Annotated in this window: 15 protein-coding genes; 6 read left to right on the top strand and 9 right to left on the bottom strand. The window is 58.7% G+C overall.

The annotated features are described in order from the left end of the window. Positions 1-303 precede the first annotated feature (303 nt). The 5 genes from serS to lrp all read right to left on the bottom strand — a co-directional run bounded on the left by serS (position 304) and on the right by lrp (position 8,276). Positions 304-1,596, bottom strand: a complete 1,293-nt coding sequence (serS, locus tag EV102420_RS13025; protein ID WP_042392409.1) for a serine--tRNA ligase — start codon at positions 1,594-1,596, stop codon at positions 304-306. A gap of 91 nt (positions 1,597-1,687) precedes the next feature. Next, entirely contained in the window at positions 1,688-3,031 is a 1,344-nt protein-coding gene (locus tag EV102420_RS13020; RefSeq protein ID WP_042392408.1) for a replication-associated recombination protein A, read from the bottom strand. Positions 3,032-3,039: 8 nt separating this feature from the next. Then, positions 3,040-3,651: an outer membrane lipoprotein periplasmic chaperone LolA gene (gene lolA / locus EV102420_RS13015; RefSeq protein WP_042392406.1), complete on the bottom strand. Its 612-nt coding sequence runs from the start codon at positions 3,649-3,651 to the stop codon at positions 3,040-3,042. A 140-nt stretch (positions 3,652-3,791) separates the two neighbouring features. After that, a complete protein-coding gene (ftsK, locus tag EV102420_RS13010) occupies positions 3,792-7,661 on the bottom strand; it encodes a DNA translocase FtsK (RefSeq protein WP_042392404.1) in 3,870 nt (1,289 codons plus the stop codon). A gap of 120 nt (positions 7,662-7,781) precedes the next feature. Continuing rightward, positions 7,782-8,276: a leucine-responsive transcriptional regulator Lrp gene (gene lrp / locus EV102420_RS13005; protein WP_000228469.1), complete on the bottom strand. Its 495-nt coding sequence runs from the start codon at positions 8,274-8,276 to the stop codon at positions 7,782-7,784. 562 nt (positions 8,277-8,838) lie between these two features. Between lrp and trxB the strand changes: the two genes are divergently transcribed. From trxB to infA, 5 genes are all read left to right on the top strand, one after another. After that, positions 8,839-9,807 (top strand): thioredoxin-disulfide reductase, encoded by a 969-nt coding sequence (gene trxB / locus EV102420_RS13000; protein ID WP_042392401.1) that lies wholly within the window; start codon positions 8,839-8,841, stop codon positions 9,805-9,807. 113 nt (positions 9,808-9,920) lie between these two features. Continuing rightward, positions 9,921-11,687 carry a heme ABC transporter permease/ATP-binding protein CydD gene (gene cydD, locus EV102420_RS12995; RefSeq protein ID WP_042392400.1) on the top strand — a complete coding sequence of 589 codons (1,767 nt, stop codon included), beginning with the start codon at positions 9,921-9,923 and terminating at the stop codon, positions 11,685-11,687. Further along, complete coding sequence (gene cydC / locus EV102420_RS12990; protein WP_042392399.1) at positions 11,688-13,409, top strand: heme ABC transporter ATP-binding protein/permease CydC; 1,722 nt, start codon at positions 11,688-11,690, stop codon at positions 13,407-13,409. It begins immediately after the preceding gene. A gap of 68 nt (positions 13,410-13,477) precedes the next feature. Then, entirely contained in the window at positions 13,478-14,182 is a 705-nt protein-coding gene (gene aat, locus EV102420_RS12985; protein WP_042392397.1) for a leucyl/phenylalanyl-tRNA--protein transferase, read from the top strand. Between the two features lie 284 nt (positions 14,183-14,466). Then, on the top strand, positions 14,467-14,685 hold the full coding sequence (infA, locus tag EV102420_RS12980) for a translation initiation factor IF-1 (protein ID WP_002211347.1): 219 nt from the start codon (positions 14,467-14,469) through the stop codon (positions 14,683-14,685). A gap of 244 nt (positions 14,686-14,929) precedes the next feature. Here infA and clpA read toward each other — a convergent pair whose 3' ends face one another. Both clpA and clpS read right to left on the bottom strand, forming a co-directional pair. Further along, complete coding sequence (clpA, locus tag EV102420_RS12975) at positions 14,930-17,206, bottom strand: ATP-dependent Clp protease ATP-binding subunit ClpA (RefSeq protein ID WP_042392393.1); 2,277 nt, start codon at positions 17,204-17,206, stop codon at positions 14,930-14,932. A 28-nt stretch (positions 17,207-17,234) separates the two neighbouring features. Continuing rightward, a complete protein-coding gene (clpS, locus tag EV102420_RS12970) occupies positions 17,235-17,555 on the bottom strand; it encodes an ATP-dependent Clp protease adapter ClpS (RefSeq protein WP_042392390.1) in 321 nt (106 codons plus the stop codon). Between the two features lie 329 nt (positions 17,556-17,884). Here clpS and cspD point away from each other — a divergent pair, with 329 nt between their 5' ends. After that, on the top strand, positions 17,885-18,118 hold the full coding sequence (cspD, locus tag EV102420_RS12965) for a cold shock-like protein CspD (protein ID WP_042392388.1): 234 nt from the start codon (positions 17,885-17,887) through the stop codon (positions 18,116-18,118). A gap of 68 nt (positions 18,119-18,186) precedes the next feature. Here the strand turns inward: cspD and macB are convergent, their stop codons facing one another. Beyond that, positions 18,187-20,130 carry a macrolide ABC transporter ATP-binding protein/permease MacB gene (gene macB / locus EV102420_RS12960; RefSeq protein WP_042392387.1) on the bottom strand — a complete coding sequence of 648 codons (1,944 nt, stop codon included), beginning with the start codon at positions 20,128-20,130 and terminating at the stop codon, positions 18,187-18,189. Further along, positions 20,127-21,242, bottom strand: coding sequence for a macrolide transporter subunit MacA (gene macA / locus EV102420_RS12955; protein WP_042392384.1), 1,116 nt, complete (start codon positions 21,240-21,242; stop codon positions 20,127-20,129). The genes macB and macA overlap by 4 nt, the downstream gene beginning before the upstream one ends. Positions 21,243-21,255: the final 13 nt, after the last annotated feature.

Below are 21,255 nucleotides of genomic sequence, written 5' to 3'. Positions count from 1 at the left end.
ATATAAACCGTGAGGAAGTTCTGATTTCGAGCGCATCATGCCACCGGCAAAAACATTGTCAATCAGCCTGAATGGCCGCAGCAGGTGCTTTTTGAGAGATCGATTTGAAATACTGATTATCCGCTGAGTCATGTCACGCGGACTGTAATTCAACCCGTTGTTTTAATGATAGATAGTAAAAAATCCCACGCTGCGCTTAGTTGAAAAATTTCATGGTTCTCGCAGCACTTTTTTCGCTCTGTTTGTTAGCTATCAGACATAAAAAAAGCGCCCGCAGGCGCTTTTTCAATTCCGGCGTATCGATTAACCGATATATTCCAGACCTTTCATGTACGGACGCAGCACCGCAGGGATCTCGATGCGGCCATCAGCCTGCTGGTAGTTCTCCAGCACAGCGACCAGCGTACGCCCTACTGCCAGACCAGAGCCGTTCAGGGTATGCACCAGACGGGTTTTCTTGTCGGCTTTGCTACGGCAGCGAGCCTGCATGCGGCGCGCCTGGAAATCCCAGCAGTTAGAGCAGGAGGAGATTTCACGGTAGGTATCCTGCGCCGGTAGCCACACTTCCAGATCGTAGGTTTTGCGCGCGCCGAAGCCCATGTCACCGCTGCACAGCAGCACTTTACGGTACGGCAGGCCTAACAGCTGCAGCACCTTCTCAGCGTGACCGGTCATCTCTTCCAGCGCATCCATGGAGTCTTCCGGTCGCACGATCTGCACCATCTCAACTTTATCAAACTGGTGCATACGGATCAGGCCGCGGGTGTCACGTCCGTAAGAGCCCGCTTCTGAGCGGAAGCACGGCGTATGGGCCGTCATCTTCAGCGGCAGCGCCTCTTCTTCGAGGATCTCATCACGCACGAGGTTGGTCAGCGGCACTTCCGCCGTTGGGATCAGCGAATAGTTGCTGCTCTCTGCCTCTTCGTCCAGAGGACGCGTATGGAAGAGATCGCCACCGAATTTAGGCAGCTGGCCGGTACCGTACAGCGTGTCCTGGTTGACCAGGTACGGCACATAGTTCTCGATATAGCCGTGCTGTTCAGTATGCAGATCGATCATGAACTGGCTCAGGGCGCGGTGCAGACGGGCAATCTGCCCCTGCATCACCACAAAGCGGGAGCCGGTCAGCTTCACCGCCGCGGCGAAGTCGAGGCCTTTAGCCATCTCGCCCAGCGTGACGTGATCGCGGACGTCAAAATCAAACTTACGTGGCTCACCCCAGCGGCTCACTTCCACGTTTTCGCTGTCGTCTTTACCGAGCGGCACACAGTCGTCCGGCAGGTTCGGCAGGGTCAGGGCGATGTCACGGATCTCCGCCAGCAGCGTTTCAAGCTCGGCTTTAGCGGCATCCAGCTCTTCGCCCAGCTTGTTCACTTCCAGACGTAACGGCTCAATGTCTTCCCCACGCGCTTTCGCCTGGCCAATGGATTTCGATCGCGAGTTACGTTCCGCCTGCAGGTTTTCCGTGTCGACCTGCAAAACTTTACGACGCTCTTCAAGAGCGCGCAGTTTATCTACATCCAGCTTAAAGCCCCGGCGTGCCAGTTTTTCTGCGACTGCGTCTGGCTCGGTACGCAGCAGATTGGGATCGAGCATGCTTATCCTGTGCTTATCGAATTGATATTAGAGGGAGTGGCCGCAGACGCAGCCACAAGAATTCACAGGTAACCTTACCGCAACGCCTCAATTAGCGATAGCGTTTTGTGGGGCTTTTATTGTCCTGATCGGCCAGCCAGGCGAGCTTTTCGCCAATCTTACCCTCAAGACCTCTGCTGGTGGGATGATAATAGCGCGTTTGTGCTATTTCAGGCGGGAAGTAGTCTTCACCTGCTGCATAGGCGTTAGGCTCATCGTGGGCATAGCGATACTGCTGGCCGTAGCCCATCTCCTTCATCAGCTTGGTTGGCGCATTGCGAAGGTGATCGGGTACGTCATAGTCCGGCTTGTCGCGGGCATCGGCCATCGCCGCTTTAAAGGCGGTGTAGACGGCGTTGCTTTTTGGCGCGCAGGCAAGGTAGACAATCGCCTGAGCGATAGCGCGCTCCCCTTCTGCTGGCCCGACGCGGGTAAAACAGTCCCAGGCCGAGAGCGCAACCTGCATCGCACGAGGATCGGCGTTGCCGACATCCTCAGAGGCGATTGCCAGGCAGCGGCGCGCAACGTAGAGCGGGTCGCCCCCGGCGGTAATAATGCGGGCATACCAGTAGAGGGCGGCATCCGGCGCGCTGCCGCGTACGGATTTATGCAGGGCCGAGATGAGATCGTAGAAGCGATCGCCTTTGTTATCGAAGCGCGCGCTGCGCTCCCCGGCAATCTCCGTGAGCAGCTCAGGCTTCAGCACCCGCTTGCCGCTCTCGTCGACCTCGGCCATGTCGGCCATCATCTCCAGGGTGTTAAGGGCGCGCCTGGCATCACCGTTGACCAGCTGGGCGATAGCCAGCCGGGTCTCATCCGGCAGGACGATATTCTGTCCGCCGTAGCCGCGAGCTTTATCGCTGATAGCCTGATCCAGCACCAGCTCAATATCCTCAACGGAGAGGGATTTCAGCAGATAGACGCGGGCGCGGGAGAGCAGCGCCGAGTTAAGTTCGAACGAGGGGTTTTCGGTGGTAGCGCCGATAAAGGTAATGGTGCCGTCTTCAATGTGCGGCAGGAAAGCATCCTGCTGGCTTTTATTGAAGCGATGGACTTCGTCCACAAACAGAATGGTGCGGCGACCGGCGTTACGCCGCTGACGTGCACGCTCGATGGCCTCGCGGATCTCTTTCACCCCGGAGGTGACCGCCGAGATACGCTCAACGTCGGCGTTGGCATAGTGAGCAATCACCTCAGCAAGGGTCGTCTTGCCGGTTCCAGGCGGCCCCCAGAGGATCATTGAGTGCAGATGCCCGGCCTCGATAGCGCGCGGCAGCGGCTTACCGGGCGCCAGCAGATGCTGCTGCCCGATGTACTGCGCTAAGTTTTCTGGCCGCATACGGGCGGCCAGAGGTTGAAACGCGTTGTCTGAAAAATCGAGCGATAGATTGCTCACTCAGGCCTCTACTTGCGTTGATCGTCCACCGTTACGCCCTGCGGCGGGGTAAAGGTAAATTTAGAGGGATCCACAGCGCCATTCTGCTGAGACTGCAGCTGATAAAGGCTGCGCTGATCGTCCTGCTCAACGGCGCTGAACTGATTAATGGTACCGTTCTGGCTCACGTTAATGGTGAACTGCTTCAGGTTACCATTTTTGCTTTTCGGCGTGAGCACGAAGTCGTTACCGGTTTGCTTGATGTTGTACTGCTGCCAGTCGCTGGTCTGGTTACGGGCAATCAGCATGAACGGCGTGTTGCTGGTCGCCGAGCTGAGATTGGTGGCCGTCGCCTGCTCAACGAACGGGTTATAGAACCACAGGGTTTTGCCGTCGGAGACCAGGATACTTTCATCCGGCTGCGTCATATGCCAGTTAAACAGGTTCGGGCGCTTGACCCATAAATCCCCCTGACCTTCCTGCACTGCCGCGCCGCTGCCGTCGGTCACTTTTTGCGTGAAGCTGGCATGGAAGCTGCTCACCTTATCGAGGCGGCTTTTCAGATCGCTGGCTGCATCAGCCCAGACGCTGCTGGCTACCAGAGAAGAGAGTAATGCACAGGTCATTGCGATTTTTTTCATTGTTATTCCTTTAGCTACGTCTGCTACGTCACTCCCGATCCGGGAGAACCTCTGACACTCATTGCAGGCTAAACCGGCAAAGAGTGAAAGAGGAAAAAGCTGATTTTTGACGAATTTACCCAAATTTGCACTTGGAAGCGCTACTCGAACGGCGGCGGAGCCAGCACCTCACGGTTACCGTTGTGGCCCGCCTCGCTGACGATGCCCTGGGCTTCCATCTGCTCGATAATACGCGCCGCGCGGTTGTAACCGATGCGGAATTGACGTTGCACGCCAGAGATCGAGGCCTTGCGCTTCTCGGTCACAAAGTTGACCGCCTGGTCGAACAGCGGATCCAGCTCTTCACCGGAATCCAGGCCGCCACCGCCGCTTTCGCTTTCGCTGTCGGAGGTGATCCCCTCGACATACTGCGGACGACCGCGCGCTTTCCAGTCCTGCACTACGGCGTGCACCTCTTCGTCACGGACAAAGGCACCATGCACGCGCACCGGCGCAGAGGAGGAGTTAGGCCCGGAGTAGAGCATATCCCCCATGCCCAGCAGCGACTCCGCGCCGCCCTGATCGAGAATGGTGCGGGAGTCAATTTTGCTCGATACGGTAAAGGCGATGCGCGTCGGGATGTTGGCCTTGATAAGGCCGGTGATCACATCCACCGACGGACGCTGGGTAGCCAGTACCAGGTGAATACCGGCCGCACGCGCCTTCTGTGCCAGGCGAGCGATGAGCTCTTCAACTTTTTTACCTACCGTCATCATCAGGTCGGCAAATTCGTCCACCAGCACAACGATGTACGGCAGCTTCTCCAGAACCGGATGGGTGGCGTCCATGCTGTCGCCCGGCTTCCAGTACGGATCCGGGATCGGCCGGCCCATGCGTGCAGCTTCCGCGATCTTCTCGTTGTAGCCTGCAAGGTTACGCACGCCGAGCGCGGACATCAGCTTGTAGCGACGCTCCATTTCGTTGACGCTCCAGCGCAGGGCGTTGGCGGCGTCCTTCATGTCGGTCACCACCTCGGTCAACAGGTGTGGAATACCTTCGTAGACCGACAGCTCCAGCATTTTCGGGTCGATCATGATGAACTTCACCTCTTCCGGCGAAGCTTTGTAGAGCATGCTGAGGATCATGGCGTTGACCCCCACCGATTTACCCGAGCCGGTGGTCCCCGCGACCAGCAGGTGTGGCATTTTCGCCAGGTCGGCAATCACCGGATCGCCCGCGATATCTTTCCCCAGCACCACGGTCAGCGGTGACGGGCTCTCACGGAACTTGGCGCAGTCCAGCACCTCACGCAGGTAGACGGTCTGACGTTTTTTATTCGGCAGCTCAAGGCCCACGTAAGGCTTACCGGGGATCACTTCCACGACGCGGACGGCCACCGTTGACAGGGAACGGGCCAGATCGCGGGAGAGGTTAGAGATACGCGCCGCTTTCACGCCCGGCGCAAGGTTAAGCTCAAAGCGAGTGATCACTGGCCCCGGCGAGTAGTTCACCACGTCAGCCTTGATGCGGAAATCATTCAGGCGAGCTTCAACCAGGCGCGCCATCTGCTCCAGAGCAAAGGTATCTACCGGTTCCACTTCCGACGGCGGCTGGGTCAGGAGATCCAGCGACGGCAGCGGCGTTGTCGGGCGCTGCGCTGGGCGGCTGTCGCCGTTACGCATCAGCAGCGGATGGATCAGGCTGTCCTGCGGGGCTGGCTGCGGCGCGACGGGCGCGGCGACGGGCTGCTGCACAGGCTGATACTGCTGCTGTGGCTGTACCGGCGCAGGCGCGACAGGCTGCTGGTAGTGCTGCTGTACTGGCGCAGGGGCCGCAGGCTGCTGATAGTGCGGCTGCTGTGGCTGTACCGGCGCGGGTGCAACAGGTTGCTGATAGTGCTGCTGTGGCTGCTGCACAGGCGCCGACGGCTGAACAGGCTCTTCCGGCGGTAGCGTAAAGAGCGGCTCGCTCGGGCCATCGTCTACCAGCGCTTTCATTGGCGAAAACTCAAAATCGGCCAGCGAGAACGGATTTGCCGACGGCGGCTGTTCGGCTGAATAGCGCTGCTGCTGCGAGGCGGCGAACTGGCGGGCCAGCTCCGCTTCGGCGGCATCGTTCTCATCGTCCTGCCATGCATCATCATGCCCTGTATCAGCGCGTACTTCATGCTGATACTCTTCCCCATAGCGTGACTGCTGGGAAGCGGCAAACTGGCGAGCCAGTTCGTCCTGATGCAGCGTATCCGCCTCGTCATCGCTAAACGGATCGGGCTGCTGCTGCTCGGCTTCACGGGCGGCACGCTCCTCAGCGATACGCTCCTCAGCGATACGCTGCGAAGGAAGCTTAATGCCGTAGGAGGCCAGCTCGCGGCGGGTTGGCACGCGGACTCGGTTCGGACGCGGCAGCTGCGGGCCAATACCCTCTTTCACCTGCGGACGCGGCGCACCGCCGTCGGCCAGGCCGAACGCAGGTGCCGCAGCGGCGGACGCGGCAACGGCAGTGGCTGCGGCCTGCTTGACATCGGGCACGGCTGGCGCAAAGGTCGGCTCTGCAACCGGTGGCGGCGTCACAGGCGCGGCGGGTGCGGGAACAAACGGCTCTGGCGCAGCGGGTTCGGGAACCGGCTGATACCAGGCAGCAAGCTGCTCGCGTTCGCGGGCGCGTCGCTCTTCAACCTCTTCAAAATAGTAGAGCGGCGGACGGGTATGCTTAACCTCTTCCTCTGGCTCTGGTTCCGGCTCTGGCACGGCTACAGCAGGCTCTGGCATCGGTGCGGGCGCAGCGGCGACGGGCTCCTGCTGCCAGACGGGCTCAGGTGACCAAATGGGCTCCGGCTGCGGCGCAACGCTGGCAACGTGCATCTCGGGTGAGTTCTGCGCCTGCATCGGCGGAACATAGTGTTGCTGCGGCTCTGCTGGGGCAGGCTGCCACTGGCTTTCAGGAGCAGGCTCAGAGAAGGTAGCAGCGGCCGGGATGGGGGCCGTCTGCATAACCGGCGGCGTAGGCATGACCGGCTGCGATGGCGCAATGTGCGCCTGGGCATCGGCGGTAGCCAGCGCGGCGGCGGCAAGCGGCTCTGCTATGCTCGGGCCATTCAGCAGCGGATCGTACTCATCATACTGCTCGCCCTGGGTAGCACGGTGGCCAGAGAAGAGCACGTCGTTAGGATCGGCGGCGACGCCACGGGCGCTGTACTGCACCTCTTCCTCATCGTCCATGCGCCTGCCCGAGAACAGCGCTGCATCGGTTTTACGGCCGAGCGGGTTGGCAAACTTCTCTGCCACACGCTTACGGCGGGCGAGAACGCCACGCATAATGCGGGTACGGCGAGACTCGCGTCGTTGCGCGGCTGGCTCGTCATCGTACTCCTCTTCGTCCTCGTACTCTTCGTCATCGACCCAGGTATCATCCCGACGGGTACGGTTGCTGGCGAAGGTGAGAATATTGAGCAGCACGCTGCCGATCTTCTCGGCGATGCTAACCCATGACCAGCCGGTAAACAGCGTCAGCCCGGCAGCCCAGACGCAGAGCAGCGCGATGGTGCCTCCGCTGCTGTGCAGCAGCGGCATCATGGTGGTGCTCAGCAGGCTGCCAATCACCCCGCCAGAGGCAAAATACCAGATGTCGTCGGCGTTGATGGCGGCCAGCCCGCAGGAGGTCAGGATCAGCGCCAGAACGCCAATCAAACGCAGCGAGACGGCAAAGTAGTCGATATAGTCTTCGTTGGCACGGTGCCGCCAGGCAAACCAGCAGCCGCCGACTATCATCACCGGGATGGTATAGGCCATGACGCCAAAGATGAAAAATAGCGTATCGGCAAGCCACGCGCCCGGCGCGCCACCCAGATTATGGATAGGCTCATGCCATGCGGTTTGTGACCAGCTGGGATCGGAGGGGTTGAAGCTGAGCAGTGCGGCCATCAGCCAGACTGCAAACAGGGCGACAAGTATCAGTAACGCCTCAAGGAGCCGGCGTCCGCTGCTTAACTTGCTTAATGTGACTTCTTTGTCTTCAGTATATTCCTGGCTCAAGAAAGGCTCTCCAGGTCCTTGATGCTAAAACGGAGAACAGTGTCAGGTTGCCCTGACACTGCTGCTGTATGGATTACCAGGAGTGTAATCAAACTGCGTCGATTTTGCACCTGTTCCGTGTTAGCGGGTTTTAATCACCAGACGATTGCTCTGTTTGACCTCTTCCATTACCACGTAGGTACGCGTGTCGTTGACGCCCGGCAGACGCAGCAGGGTTTCACCCAGCAGTTTGCGGTAGGCCGACATATCCGGCACGCGGGTTTTCAACAGGTAGTCGAAATCACCGGAGACCAGATGACACTCTTGAATTTCTTCAAGTTTTTGCACTGCGGCGTTAAATTGCTCAAACACATCCGGCGCGCCGCGATTCAGAGTAATCTCAACAAATACCAGAAGTGATGCATCCAGATAATGCGGGTTCAGCAGTGCGGTATAGCCCTGAATGAAACCCTGTCTTTCCAGTCGGCGCACGCGCTCAAGGCACGGCGTCGGAGAAAGTCCCACTCGCTTTGAAAGCTCGACATTTGAGATCCGCCCATCCTTCTGCAATTCATTCAGAATGTTACGATCGATGCGGTCGAGATCTTTGCCAGGGCGCTTTTTGCTATCTACCATTATTATTGTCTCTCTGTATTCCTTCCCTACTCCTGTCTTGACCCTGTGCACTTCACTGTTCAGAGTCTTTGCCCGTCGCTATACATTCCGCATTATCATTATTTGCGCGGAGCATCACGGGGCCTGCATTAAGAAGACGGTTGCCAGCCGCAGCCAGAGAGATTGCACAGAGAGTCTGTCCACGCCCTGTACTATTTCACTGGCCCTGTTAAGCGCATCTTTATGCGTGATTTTGTCCCACGCGTGAAACGCTGCTCTTGTCTTCTTCGAATGTTTTCGCAAATGCGCAGCGGATTGTCAAAGTAAAACATCGTTTTTTAGTACAACATGCCAGATATTCATCATCGACCCACCCTAAACCTCATGTAATCTTCTTATAACACTACCAATTTCAGTAGATTTTGTTATAGCCGTAGAGAGTAAAAGGGTCTACGCCATTGGCCGCGCCTATTGCACATATCGTTAACAAAACCGTCATGCTCTTTTTTTACCGCCGTAAATTCCCTACAATCCTGCCCATTGTCTGCCAACAGCAGTCTCTGCCACCAACAATGGGGATCTCATGGGCACAGCTAAACATTCTAAGCTGCTTATTCTTGGTTCTGGACCTGCCGGCTACACCGCTGCGGTCTATGCCGCACGCGCTAACCTTCAGCCGGTACTGATTACCGGTATGGAAAAAGGCGGCCAGCTGACTACCACCACCGAAGTGGAAAACTGGCCGGGCGACCCGCACGATCTGACGGGGCCGCTGCTGATGGAGCGTATGCACGAGCACGCTGCGAAGTTTGAGACCGAAATTCTGTTTGACCACATCAGCAAGGTCGATCTGCAGAACCGTCCGTTCCGCCTGACTGGCGACAGCGGCGAGTACACCTGCGATGCGCTGATCGTGGCGACCGGTGCGTCTGCCCGCTACCTGGGCCTGCCTTCTGAAGAGGCGTTCAAAGGCCGCGGCGTCTCCGCCTGCGCCACCTGCGACGGTTTCTTCTACCGTAACCAGAAAGTCGCGGTTATCGGCGGCGGCAACACGGCGGTTGAGGAAGCGCTCTACCTGGCGAACATCGCCTCTGAGGTGCACCTGATCCACCGCCGCGACACCTTCCGCGCGGAGAAGATCCTCATCAAACGCCTGATGGACAAAGTGGCAAGCGGCAACATCGTGCTGCACACCCATCGTACCCTGGAAGAGGTGACCGGCGACCAGATGGGCGTGAGCGGCCTGCGCCTGCGTGATACGCAGAATGCTGACAACGTCGAGTCGTTAGAGGTTGCGGGCCTGTTTGTCGCTATCGGCCACAGCCCGAACACGGCGATTTTTGACGGCCAGCTGGAGCTGGAAAACGGCTACATCAAGGTGCAGTCCGGTATTCACGGCAATGCCACCCAGACCAGCATCCCAGGCGTATTCGCTGCGGGCGACGTTATGGATCACATCTACCGTCAGGCGATCACCTCTGCGGGCACCGGCTGCATGGCCGCGCTTGATGCAGAGCGTTATCTCGACGGGCTGGCTGAACTCTCTAAATAATCTTTACAAGTCAGTAACAAAGGTAAAAAAGGCGACTATGAGTCGCCTTTATTTTTGTCCCGTTGTAACATTGCGCAGCTCAAAAATCTGACAAGCCACCTGCTAAGCGCGCAATGAATAAAACCCGTCAACAAGAATTAACCCGCTGGTTAAAACAGCAAAGTATTTTCTCCCGCCGTTGGCTGCTGGCGTCACGCCTGCTCGGTCTGGCGAGCGGTCTGCTGATTGTTGCCCAGGCCTGGCTGCTGGCGCGCATTCTCAACCACCTGATCATGGAAAATATCCCGCGCGAGGCGCTGCTGCTGCCGTTCGTGCAGCTGGTGCTGGTGTTCGTCCTGCGCGCCTGGGTGGTCTGGCTGCGCGAGCGCGTCGGCTTTCACGCAGGCCTGCACATCCGGTATGAGATCCGCCGCCAGGTGCTCGACCGCCTGCAGCAGGCGGGGCCAGCATGGATCCAGGGGCGACCGGCGGGCAGCTGGGCCACGCTGATCCTTGAGCAGATTGACGATATGCACGACTACTACGCCCGCTATCTGCCGCAGATGGCGCTGGCGGTGAGCGTGCCGCTGCTGATCGTGATTGTCATCTTCCCCTTTAACTGGGTTGCGGCGCTGATCCTGTTGGCTACGGCCCCGCTGATCCCTACCTTTATGGCGATGGTGGGCATGGGCGCGGCCGATGCTAATCGCCGCAACTTCAAGGCGCTGGCCCGCCTGAGTGGTCACTTTCTCGATCGCCTGCGTGGTATGGAGACGCTGCGCATTTTTGGGCGCGGCACGGCAGAGACGGACAATATCCGTAAAGCGTCGGAAGATTTTCGCAGCCGCACCATGGAAGTGCTGCGCCTGGCGTTTCTCTCCTCCGGCGTGCTGGAGTTCTTCACCTCGCTCTCCATTGCGCTGGTAGCGGTGTACTTTGGCTTCTCCTATCTTGGCGAGCTGAACTTCGGCCACTATGGCACCGGCGTAACGCTGTTCTCTGGTTTCCTGGCCCTGATCCTGGCCCCGGAGTTTTTCCAGCCGCTGCGCGATCTAGGCACCTTCTACCATGCGAAAGCGCAGGCCGTCGGCGCGGCGGATAGCCTGAAAACCTTCCTGGAGACACCGCTCGCTCATCCAGAGCGTGGCGAAGCCGTGCCGGACGATAGCAACGGCATCGGTCTCTGCGCCCGCGATCTCTGGATCACCTCCCCTGAAGGTGCGGTGCTGGCCGGTCCGCTCAACTTTACTCTGCCCGCAGGCCAGCGCGTGGTGCTGGTGGGTCAGAGCGGCTCGGGTAAAAGTTCGCTTATCAATACCCTCTCCGGCTTCCTCTCCTACCGGGGGTCATTGCAGATTAACGGCACCGAACTGCGCGATCTTAACCCTGAGGCCTGGCGTCAGCGCCTGAGCTGGGTGGGGCAAAACCCGCAGCTTCCGGCGGCCACGCTGCGTGAAAACGTGCTGCTGGCCCGGCCCGATGCCAGCGATGCGGAGCTTAACGCCGCCCTGGATAGCGCCTGGGTCAGTGAATTCCTGCCGCTGCTGCCGCAGGGGATCGACACGCCGGTGGGCGATCAGGCCGCACGTCTCTCGGTCGGCCAGGCTCAGCGGGTGGCGGTGGCTCGCGCCCTGCTTAATCCTTGCCAGCTGCTGCTGCTGGATGAGCCTGCCGCCAGCCTGGATGCGCACAGCGAACAGCGCGTGATGCAAGCATTAAACGCCGCCTCCCTGCGCCAGACCACGCTGATGGTCACTCACCAGCTGGAGGGGCTTGCCGACTGGGATGCCGTCTGGGTCATGCAGGATGGATCGATTGTTGAGCAGGGTACCTTTGCCGAGCTCTCCGCCGCCAACGGGGCCTTTGCTGCCCTGCTCGCTCATCGTCAGGAGGAGATTTAAATGCGCGCGCTTATCCCTTTTCTTGCGCTCTATAAGCGCCATATATGGCTGCTGACGCTCGGCGTGGTGCTGGCGATCGTTACCCTGCTGGCGAGCATTGGCCTGATCACCCTCTCAGGCTGGTTCCTCTCCGCCTCGGCGGTGGTTGGCGTGAGCGGGCTATACAGCTTCAACTACATGCTCCCCGCCGCCGGGGTGCGCGGCGCGGCAATTACCCGTACGGCAGGACGCTACTTTGAACGGCTGGTAAGCCACGATGCGACCTTCCGGGTGCTTCAACACCTGCGCGTCTCGACCTTCAGCAAGCTGCTGCCGCTCTCCCCCGCCGGGCTGGCGCGCTTTCGCCAGGGCGATCTGCTTAACCGCATCGTGGCGGACGTGGATACCCTGGACCATCTCTACCTGCGGGTGATCTCCCCGCTGGTGGGGGCGCTGGTGACCATTGTGGTAGTGACGATTGGCCTGAGCATTCTGGATGCCACCCTGGCCCTGACCCTTGGCGGCATTATGCTGCTGACGCTGCTGCTGCTCCCGCCCCTGTTCTATCGTGCTGGTAAACCCACCGGCGAGAAGCTGACTACCCTGCGCGGCGAGTATCGTCAGCAGGTAACGAGCTGGCTGCAGGGCCAGGCGGAGCTGACGATCTTCGGCGCAAGCGAACGCTATCGGGCGCAGATGGAGAACACCGAGCTGAGCTGGCACGATGCCCAGCGCCGTCAGTCAGAGCTTACCGCGCTGTCGCAGGCGGTGATGCTACTGATCAACGCCGTCGCCGTCCTCGCCATGCTGTGGCTCGCGGCGGGTGGCGTTGGGGGCGATACCCAGCCGGGGGCGCTGATTGCGCTGTTTGTCTTCTGCGCGCTGGCCGCCTTTGAGGCGCTGGCCCCGGTGACGGGGGCATTTCAGCACCTGGGGCAGGTCATTGCCTCGGCGGTGCGGATCACGCAGATTACCCAGCATCCGCCGGAGGTGCGCTTCAGTGAAAATTCCACGCCGCCGCCTGCCCAGGTAGCGCTAGCTCTGAATAACGTTAGCTTTAGCTACGCCCAGCAGCCGCAAAAGGCGCTGGACGACCTCTCATTACAGATCAACGCCGGGGAACACGTTGCCATTCTGGGGCGCACCGGCTGCGGTAAATCCACGTTGCTGCAGCTGCTGACGCGCGCCTGGGATCCTGTTGCAGGCGAGATAGCCCTTAACGGCCAGCCGCTGGCGTCCCTGAGCGAATCCGCTCTGCGGGCAACGATCGGCGTCGTGCCCCAGCGCGTGCACCTGTTTAGCGCCACCCTGCGGGATAACCTGCTGCTGGCCTCGCCGCAGGCGACGGATGACGCCCTCACGGCGGTGCTCACGCAGGTGGGGCTGGAGAAGCTGCTGGACGACAGCGGGCTAAACAGCTGGCTCGGCGAAGGTGGCCGTCAGCTCTCCGGCGGCGAGCTGCGGCGGCTGGCGGTAGCACGCGCGCTGCTGCATGATGCACCACTGCTGCTGCTGGACGAGCCTACCGAAGGGCTGGATGCGACCACCGAGAGTCAAATTCTTGATTTACTTGAGCGAGTTACCCAAGGTAAAACCGTGCTGATGGTGACCCACCGCCTGCGTGGATTATCGCGTTTCGATCGCATTATTGTGATGGACAATGGTCAAATAATTGAGCAAGGTAATCACACAGCGTTACTGGCCAAACAGGGTCGTTATTACCAGTTTAAGCAACGGCTGTAGAGGAGTGACCAGGCACGGGTGCCTGGTTCTATGGATTAACTATTGTTGCGTTGCGGAGCGTTGTCGCTATGCGCCTGGTTCAGCTATCTCATCACTCTCTTGCGTTTCCCTCCCCTGAGGGCGCGCTGCGTGAACCCAATGGACTGCTGGCGCTGGGAGGCGATCTCAGTCCGGCTCGCCTGCTGATGGCCTATCAGCGAGGCATTTTCCCCTGGTTTTCTCCCGGCGATCCGATCCTCTGGTGGTCCCCCGATCCCCGGGCGGTACTGTGGCCTGCTCACTACCACGTTAGCCGCAGCATGAAGCGCTTTCATAAAAACTCGCCCTACCGCGTGACGCTGAACCACGATTTTAGCCGGGTGATCGACGGCTGCGCTGCTGACCGCAATGAAGGGACCTGGATCACCCCCGCCGTGGTGCTGGCCTATCTGCGTCTGCACGAGCTGGGCCATGCTCATTCGATTGAGGTCTGGGAGGGAGATGAGCTGGTTGGCGGCATGTACGGCGTTGCTCAGGGGGCGCTGTTCTGCGGTGAATCGATGTTCAGCCGCCGGGTCAACGCCTCGAAAACCGCTCTGCTGGTGTTCTGCGCGGAGTTCTTGCGTCAGGGGGGTGAGCTGATCGACTGTCAGGTGTTGAACGAGCATACTGCCTCGCTGGGCGTGGGTGAAATGCCGCGTCGGGAGTACCTGCAGCATCTGGAGCGCCTGCGTCACCAGCCGCTTTCTCCACGCTGCTGGCTGCCGCGCACCTTATTTACGCCAGGTCTGTGAATGTTTTCGGCATATTTTCTTTCAGAGTGCTATAATAGCGGCGCAGAGTAGCTTCTGCCTGTTGCCCCGCCGCCGCTTGGGAATAGCTCGAATCAGGTAACGCCCATCGTTTATCTTATCGCTCCCCTTTAGGTTTGCGCGTTTTGCGCCGCTTCGCTGGCGCGAGGGTAATACGCCAAGGTTACTTTGCTGCGTTTTATCAGCACAAATCTTTACTTAACAGACGAACTTCGGCATTATCTTGCCGGTTCAAAAATTTTGGTAGTGATACCCCCGAGGACTAGATGGCCAAAGAAGACAATATTGAAATGCAGGGTACCGTACTTGATACGTTGCCTAATACCATGTTTCGCGTAGAACTGGAAAACGGTCACGTGGTAACTGCGCATATCTCCGGTAAAATGCGTAAAAACTATATCCGCATTCTGACGGGCGACAAAGTGACTGTTGAGCTGACCCCGTACGACCTGAGCAAAGGCCGCATTGTCTTCCGTAGTCGCTAATCGCATCGCTGCTGTGCGGTAATTGCACAGATTATGAATAGTAAAAGGCCGGGAATTATCCCGGCCTTTTTTATTGCTGTTATATCCAGTGGCACATGGTCCTTCGTAGGCCGGATAAGGCCATAGCCGCCATCCGGCATTGCGGACCGCCGGGCGGCGCTGCGCTTGCCCGGCCTACGGTTCAGCCTCTGGATAGTAAAAGGCCGGGAATTATCCCGGCCTTTTTATTGGCGTGAGTGAGAGATTAATGCGCCGCTTCCGGCTTGTGCTTCTGCGCACCCTGGAAGCCGTAAACCAGCTCGTTTTTCTCTGTATCCAGCTCGACCGTGACCTGGCCACCATCTACCAGCGAACCAAACAGCAGCTCGTTGGCCAGCGGTTTTTTCAGGTTGTCCTGAATGACGCGTGCCATTGGACGTGCACCCATGGCGCGATCGTAGCCCTTCTCTGCCAGCCAGTCGCGTGCTTCCTGACTGACCTCCAGCGAGACGCCTTTCTGATCCAGCTGCACCTGAAGCTCGACGATAAACTTATCCACCACCTGATGAATAACCTCGGTAGAGAGGTGATCGAACCAGATAATGTTGTCGAGACGGTTACGGAACTCCGGCGTAAAGATCTTCTTGATCTCTTCCATCGCATCGGTGCTGTTGTCCTGATGGATCAGGCCGATGGATTTGCGCTCGGTTTCACGTACCCCGGCGTTGGTGGTCATCACCAGCACCACGTTACGGAAGTCCGCCTTGCGCCCGTTGTTATCGGTCAGCGTACCGTTATCCATCACCTGCAGCAGCAGGTTAAAGACGTCCGGGTGCGCCTTCTCGATCTCATCGAGCAGCAGTACCGCATGCGGATGTTTGATCACCGCGTCCGTTAACAGCCCGCCCTGATCGAAGCCAACGTATCCCGGAGGTGCACCAATCAGGCGGCTCACGGTATGACGCTCCATATACTCGGACATATCAAAGCGCAGCAGCTCAATCCCCAGCGCTTTGGAGAGCTGAACCGTGACTTCGGTTTTACCGACCCCGGTCGGCCCGGCAAACAGGAACGAGCCCACTGGCTTATGATCCTGGCCGAGTCCGGCGCGGCTCATCTTAATGGCTTCGGTTAAGGCCTCAATGGCTTTATCCTGACCAAAGACCAGCATTTTCAGGCGCTCGCCGAGGCTCTTCAGCGTATCGCGATCGCTCTGGGAAACGCTCTTCTCAGGGATCCGCGCGATGCGGGCCACCACCGTTTCGATATCCGCCACGTTGATGGTTTTTTTACGCTTGCTGACCGGCATCAGACGCGCACGCGCCCCGGCCTCGTCAATCACGTCGATAGCCTTATCCGGCAGATGGCGATCGTTAATGTATTTCACCGCCAGCTCCACCGCCGCACGCACCGCTTTCGCGGTATAACGCACGTCGTGGTGCGCTTCATACTTCGGCTTCAGGCCGTTGATAATCTGCACCGTCTCTTCGACAGACGGCTCGGTGATATCAATTTTCTGGAAGCGACGCGCCAGAGCACGGTCTTTCTCAAAGATGTTGCTGAACTCTTGATAGGTCGTAGAGCCCATCACGCGGATCTTGCCGCTGGAGAGCAGCGGTTTGATCAGGTTTGCGGCATCGACCTGACCACCCGACGCGGCACCCGCCCCGATAATGGTGTGGATCTCATCGATAAACAGAATGCTGTTGCTGTCCTGTTCAAGCTGCTTCAGCAGCGCCTTGAAACGTTTCTCAAAGTCACCGCGGTACTTGGTCCCGGCCAGCAGCGAGCCAATATCCAGCGAGTAGATGGTGCAGTCTGCCATCACTTCCGGCACGTCACCCTGCACGATACGCCAGGCAAGGCCTTCCGCAATCGCCGTTTTACCTACGCCGGATTCACCCACCAGCAGCGGGTTGTTTTTGCGGCGACGGCACAATACCTGGATAGCTCGCTCAAGCTCCCTTTCGCGACCGATCAGCGGGTCAATGCCGCCGACACGAGCAAGCTGATTGAGATTGGTGGTGAAGTTTTCCATACGTTCCTCCCCGCCTGCCTGCTCTTCGTGATTTGCCTGGCTGCCGGGATCGGAAGCCTGATTCGGTTCATCTTTCCGCGTGCCGTGGGAGATAAAGTTCACCACGTCGAGACGGCTCACCTCATGCTTACGCAGCAGATAGGCAGCCTGAGACTCCTGTTCGCTAAAGATGGCGACCAGTACGTTCGCGCCGGTCACTTCGCTACGGCCGGAGGACTGAACGTGGAAGACCGCGCGCTGCAATACACGCTGGAAGCTGAGCGTCGGTTGCGTATCGCGCTCGTCTTCGCTGACGGGCAGCACGGGTGTGGTTTGTTCGATGAAGGCTTCGAGTTCCTGACGCAGCGCCACCAGATCCACAGAGCACGCTTCAAGCGCCTCGCGAGCCGATGGGTTGCTGAGCAGAGCCAGCAATAAGTGCTCTACGGTCATAAACTCATGTCGGTGCTCGCGCGCTCTGGCGAAAGCCATATTTAAACTGAGTTCCAGTTCCTGGTTGAGCATTGGGCACCCCCTCAATAGTTTGCCTTAATCAGGCGAGTTCCTGCGTACACAACAACGGATGTTCGTTCTCCCGGGCGTATTTGTTCACCATCTCCACCTTGGTCTCTGCTACTTCAGCAGTGAAAATGCCGCAGATGGCTTTCCCGTGATAGTGAACCGTGAGCATCAATTGCGTAGCGCGTTCTACATCATAAGAAAAGAACTTTTGTAGCACGTCAATAACAAATTCCATCGGCGTGTAATCATCGTTCATTAACATAACTTTATACATAGATGGCGGTTTTAGCGCGTCGCGCAGCTTATCCGCCGTCAATTGGTCAAAATCCAGCCAATTATTAGACTTACCCATCGTTGTTCGCTTTCATCTAAGGTTGCCATTTCCGACAGAGTGCACTCTGTCGTTGACTTGAGTCTAGATGCATTTTGAATCTACATCAGGATCCAAATAACTAACATCTATCATTGCTATTCGCGAGGCCTGTCACAAACCCAGGCAATAGCGTTAACTGCTTCAAATTTTCGAGTGAATCATCCTGCCGGACGCTGCCAAACGCTTGACGCTAACCCCGATTTATCTAAATTGTACAGGCGAGAGTTGGCGAGGTTTTGAACAAACCCAGACTCTGCCACCGGTTCATTCCATCTTACTCAAAGAAGATTAACGAAGGATGTCGAAGCATGGAAACGGGTACTGTTAAATGGTTCAACAACGCTAAAGGGTTCGGTTTTATCTGCCCTGAGGGCGGCGGCGAAGATATCTTCGCCCACTACTCTACCATCCAGATGGAGGGTTACAGAACGCTCAAGGCAGGACAAACCGTCCAGTTTGATGTACACCAGGGGCCGAAAGGCAATCATGCCAGCGTCATCGTGCCCGTTGAAGCGATGGCGTTCGTCGAGGCCGTTGCCTGACGCCGCTTAGTTTAATTGTGTACATCCCGCACCTAAAATGCCAGCCACACGCTGGCATTTTTATCACCCTATTCCCGCGCCAGCGCCTCAACGGGATCGAGTCGGGCAGCGTTACGCGCCGGCAGCCAGCCAAACAGCACCCCGGTAAAGGTTGAGCAGACAAACGCAGTGATCAGCGCAACCGGGGAGAAGCCAATCTCCCAGCCGGGTAAAAAGAGCTGAAGCGTAAAGGCGATGAGCATCGACAGACAGACGCCTAACGCGCCACCGACCAGGCAGACCAGCACCGCCTCGATCAAAAACTGTGACAGCACGTCGGTTTTACGCGCCCCGACCGCCATGCGGATGCCAATCTCCCGGGTGCGCTCGGTGACCGAAACCAGCATGATATTCATCACACCGATGCCACCCACCAGCAGAGAGATCACCGCCACCAGCGTCAGGAACAGCTGTAGAGTACGTGTGGTCTTTTCTGCGGTTTTCAAGATCCCATCCATGTTCCAGGTGAAGAAATCTTTTTTGCCGTGGCGCAGGGTAAGCAGTCGCGTCAGCTGAAGTTCAGCCCGTTCGCTGCTGTAGCCTTCGTTCACCCGTACGGTGATAGAGTTCAACCACGACTGGCCCATAATGCGTCCGGACATGGTGGTATAGGGGAGCCAGACGCGTAGGATCTTGCTGCTGCCGAACATGCTCTGCTTCTCCTGGGCTACGCCGATCACCGTCGCAGGCATATTGCCCACCAGCACAATTTCTCCCACCACCTTGGCCTTATTCGGGAAGAGCTGACGTCGGGTGTTCTCGTCGAGGATCACCACCTGGGCGCGGCCGGTAAGCTGCTGATCGTTGAAGGTGGTCCCCTCGCTGAAGGTCATACCATAGACGTTAAAATACTGCCCGCTGACGCCGTTCGCGCTGGCGGCCACGTCGGTACCGCCGTAGCGCAGGCGCAGGTTTTGGGACACGGCTGGGGTCGCCGAGCGAACCCAGGGCTGCTTCTGAATAGCAATCAGATCGTCATACTTCAGCGCCTGTTGGTACTGGGGATCGTCATCGCCGAAATCTTTCCCCGGATAGACGTCAATGGTGTTAGTGCCGATGGCGCGGATATCGGCCAGCACCAGCTGCTTGGCGGCGTCCCCTACCACCACAATCGACACCACCGAGGCGATGCCGATAATAATCCCCAGCATGGTCAGCAGGGTGCGCATCTTGTTAGCCGCCATCGCCCGCCACGCCATGGTCAATGCCTCACGAAAACCACTGCTGAACTGCTGCCAGCCGTTGTCGGGCTGCACGCTGGGCTGCTGGCGGACGGCTTCCGGCTTCACGGCAGGCGGCGGATTGCGGATAATCTCCCCGTCGCGGATCTCAATGATCCGCTCGGCCTGCGCCGCCACCTGTGGATCGTGAGTGACGATAATCACCGTGTGGCCCGCATCGCGCAGCTGATGGAGGATGGCCATGACCTCCTCCCCCGAATGGCTATCCAGCGCCCCGGTAGGCTCATCGGCAAGGATCACCTGCCCACCGTTCATCAGCGCCCGGGCAATACTGACGCGCTGCTGCTGGCCGCCGGAGAGCTGAGAGGGCTGATAGCTCTCCCGCTCCGCCAGCCCCAGCCGCTTGAGCAACGCATTAGCGCGGGCCAGCCGTGCTTTGCGCTCGGTGCCAGCGTAGACCGCAGGCACCTCCACGTTCTGCGCCGCCGTCAGGTGGGAGAGCAGATGGTAGCGCTGGAAAATAAAGCCGAAATGCTCCCGGCGCAGGCGGGCCAGCGCGTCACCGTCCAGCGTGGCCACGTCCACCCCCGCCACTCGATAGCTGCCGCTGGTGGGTTTATCCAGGCAGCCAAGAATATTCATCAGCGTCGATTTACCGGAGCCGGATGCGCCCACAATGGCAACCATCTCACCGGCGGCGATATCCAGGGTGACGCCTTTCAGCACCTCGACCATGCCTTCGCCCGACGGGTAGCTGCGGCGAATGTCCCGCAGCTCAAGCAGGGTCGTCATGGTGCGGCTCCGGCGTTGTCCTGGCCGATGACGACCTCATCGCCCTCCTCCAGGCCTTTCACCACTTCCGCATCGGTGTCGTTACGCGCCCCGAGCGTCACCTCCCGCTCGCGGGTTTCACCGTTGCGCAGCAGCGTGACCTTGTAACGGTTATCGCCAATGGGTTCACCCAGCGCCGCCAGCGGAATGGTCAGCACGTTTTTCACCGTCGAGAGCTGAATATGCACCTGAGCGGTCATCTCCAGGCGCAGCACCCCCTGCGGGTTTGGCACCTCAAAACGCGCATAGTAGAAGATGGCGTCGTTGACCTTCTCCGGCGTCGGCAGAATATCCTTCAGCACCCCTTCGTAGCGCGTCAGCGGATCCCCCAGCACGGTAAACCACGCCTTCTGTCCCGGCTTAAGGTGAATAACGTCCGCTTCTGACACCTGGGCTTTGACCAGCATGGTGCTCATATCCGCCAGGGTAAGAATGTTCGGTGCCTGCTGGGCAGCGATCACCGTCTGGCCTTGCAGGGTGGTAATCTGCGTCACTTCGCCCGCCATCGGGGCGATAATCCGCGTGTAGTCGAGGTTAGTTTTTGCCGTGTCGAGAGTGGCCTGGTTACGCTTGATCTGCGCCTCGATGGTGCCGGTCTGCGCCTCTTTTACCGCCAGCTCGGTGGCGGCGCTGTCGAGATCCTGGCGAGATACCGCCTGGGTCTTCGCCAACTGCTGCTGACGGGAGAGCGTGACTGCCGCCAGCTTCTTCTCCGCCTCCGCCTGACGACGCTGGGCGCGCAGCTCCATCAGCGTCGCCTCCACTTCACGGATCTGGTTCTGCGCCTGCTCGGGATCGATCACCCCCAGCAGCTGATCCTTTTTCACCTTGTCGCCGATGTTAACCGACAGGGTTTTTAGCTGTCCGCTTACCTGGGCACCTACGTCTACCTTGCGCAACGCATCCAGCTTGCCTGTCGCCAGCACGCTCTGCTGAAGCTCCCCAGGCCGGACTATCAGCGTCTGGTACTGCGCGATCGGCGCATTGAGCTTCTGCCATCCCCAGATGGCGACGATCAGCAGGAGCAGCGCCAGCACGACGTAAATCTTCCTGCGTTTTCCCTTAAGATTCATAAAAATTCCGGAT

Origin of the sequence: Pseudescherichia vulneris NBRC 102420, from assembly GCF_000759795.1 — a bacterium.
In the GTDB taxonomy this organism is placed as follows: domain Bacteria; phylum Pseudomonadota; class Gammaproteobacteria; order Enterobacterales; family Enterobacteriaceae; genus Pseudescherichia; species Pseudescherichia vulneris.
Note: the sequence above shows the minus strand (reverse complement) of the source record. Positions and strands in the feature narration are given on the sequence as shown.

Excerpts from the sequence above, each read along its gene's own strand:
- aat (WP_042392397.1), top strand. The coding sequence starts at position 13,478 with ATGCGCCTGGTTCAGCTATCTCATCACTCTCTTGCGTTTCCCTCCCCT.
- lolA (WP_042392406.1), bottom strand. The coding sequence starts at position 3,651 with ATGAAAAAAATCGCAATGACCTGTGCATTACTCTCTTCTCTGGTAGCC.
- infA (WP_002211347.1), top strand. The coding sequence starts at position 14,467 with ATGGCCAAAGAAGACAATATTGAAATGCAGGGTACCGTACTTGATACG.
- lrp (WP_000228469.1), bottom strand. The coding sequence starts at position 8,276 with ATGGTAGATAGCAAAAAGCGCCCTGGCAAAGATCTCGACCGCATCGAT.
- serS (WP_042392409.1), bottom strand. The coding sequence starts at position 1,596 with ATGCTCGATCCCAATCTGCTGCGTACCGAGCCAGACGCAGTCGCAGAA.
- cspD (WP_042392388.1), top strand. The coding sequence starts at position 17,885 with ATGGAAACGGGTACTGTTAAATGGTTCAACAACGCTAAAGGGTTCGGT.
- clpA (WP_042392393.1), bottom strand. The coding sequence starts at position 17,206 with ATGCTCAACCAGGAACTGGAACTCAGTTTAAATATGGCTTTCGCCAGA.
- macB (WP_042392387.1), bottom strand. The coding sequence starts at position 20,130 with ATGACGACCCTGCTTGAGCTGCGGGACATTCGCCGCAGCTACCCGTCG.
- trxB (WP_042392401.1), top strand. The coding sequence starts at position 8,839 with ATGGGCACAGCTAAACATTCTAAGCTGCTTATTCTTGGTTCTGGACCT.
- clpS (WP_042392390.1), bottom strand. The coding sequence starts at position 17,555 with ATGGGTAAGTCTAATAATTGGCTGGATTTTGACCAATTGACGGCGGAT.
- macA (WP_042392384.1), bottom strand. The coding sequence starts at position 21,242 with ATGAATCTTAAGGGAAAACGCAGGAAGATTTACGTCGTGCTGGCGCTG.
- cydC (WP_042392399.1), top strand. The coding sequence starts at position 11,688 with ATGCGCGCGCTTATCCCTTTTCTTGCGCTCTATAAGCGCCATATATGG.
- cydD (WP_042392400.1), top strand. The coding sequence starts at position 9,921 with ATGAATAAAACCCGTCAACAAGAATTAACCCGCTGGTTAAAACAGCAA.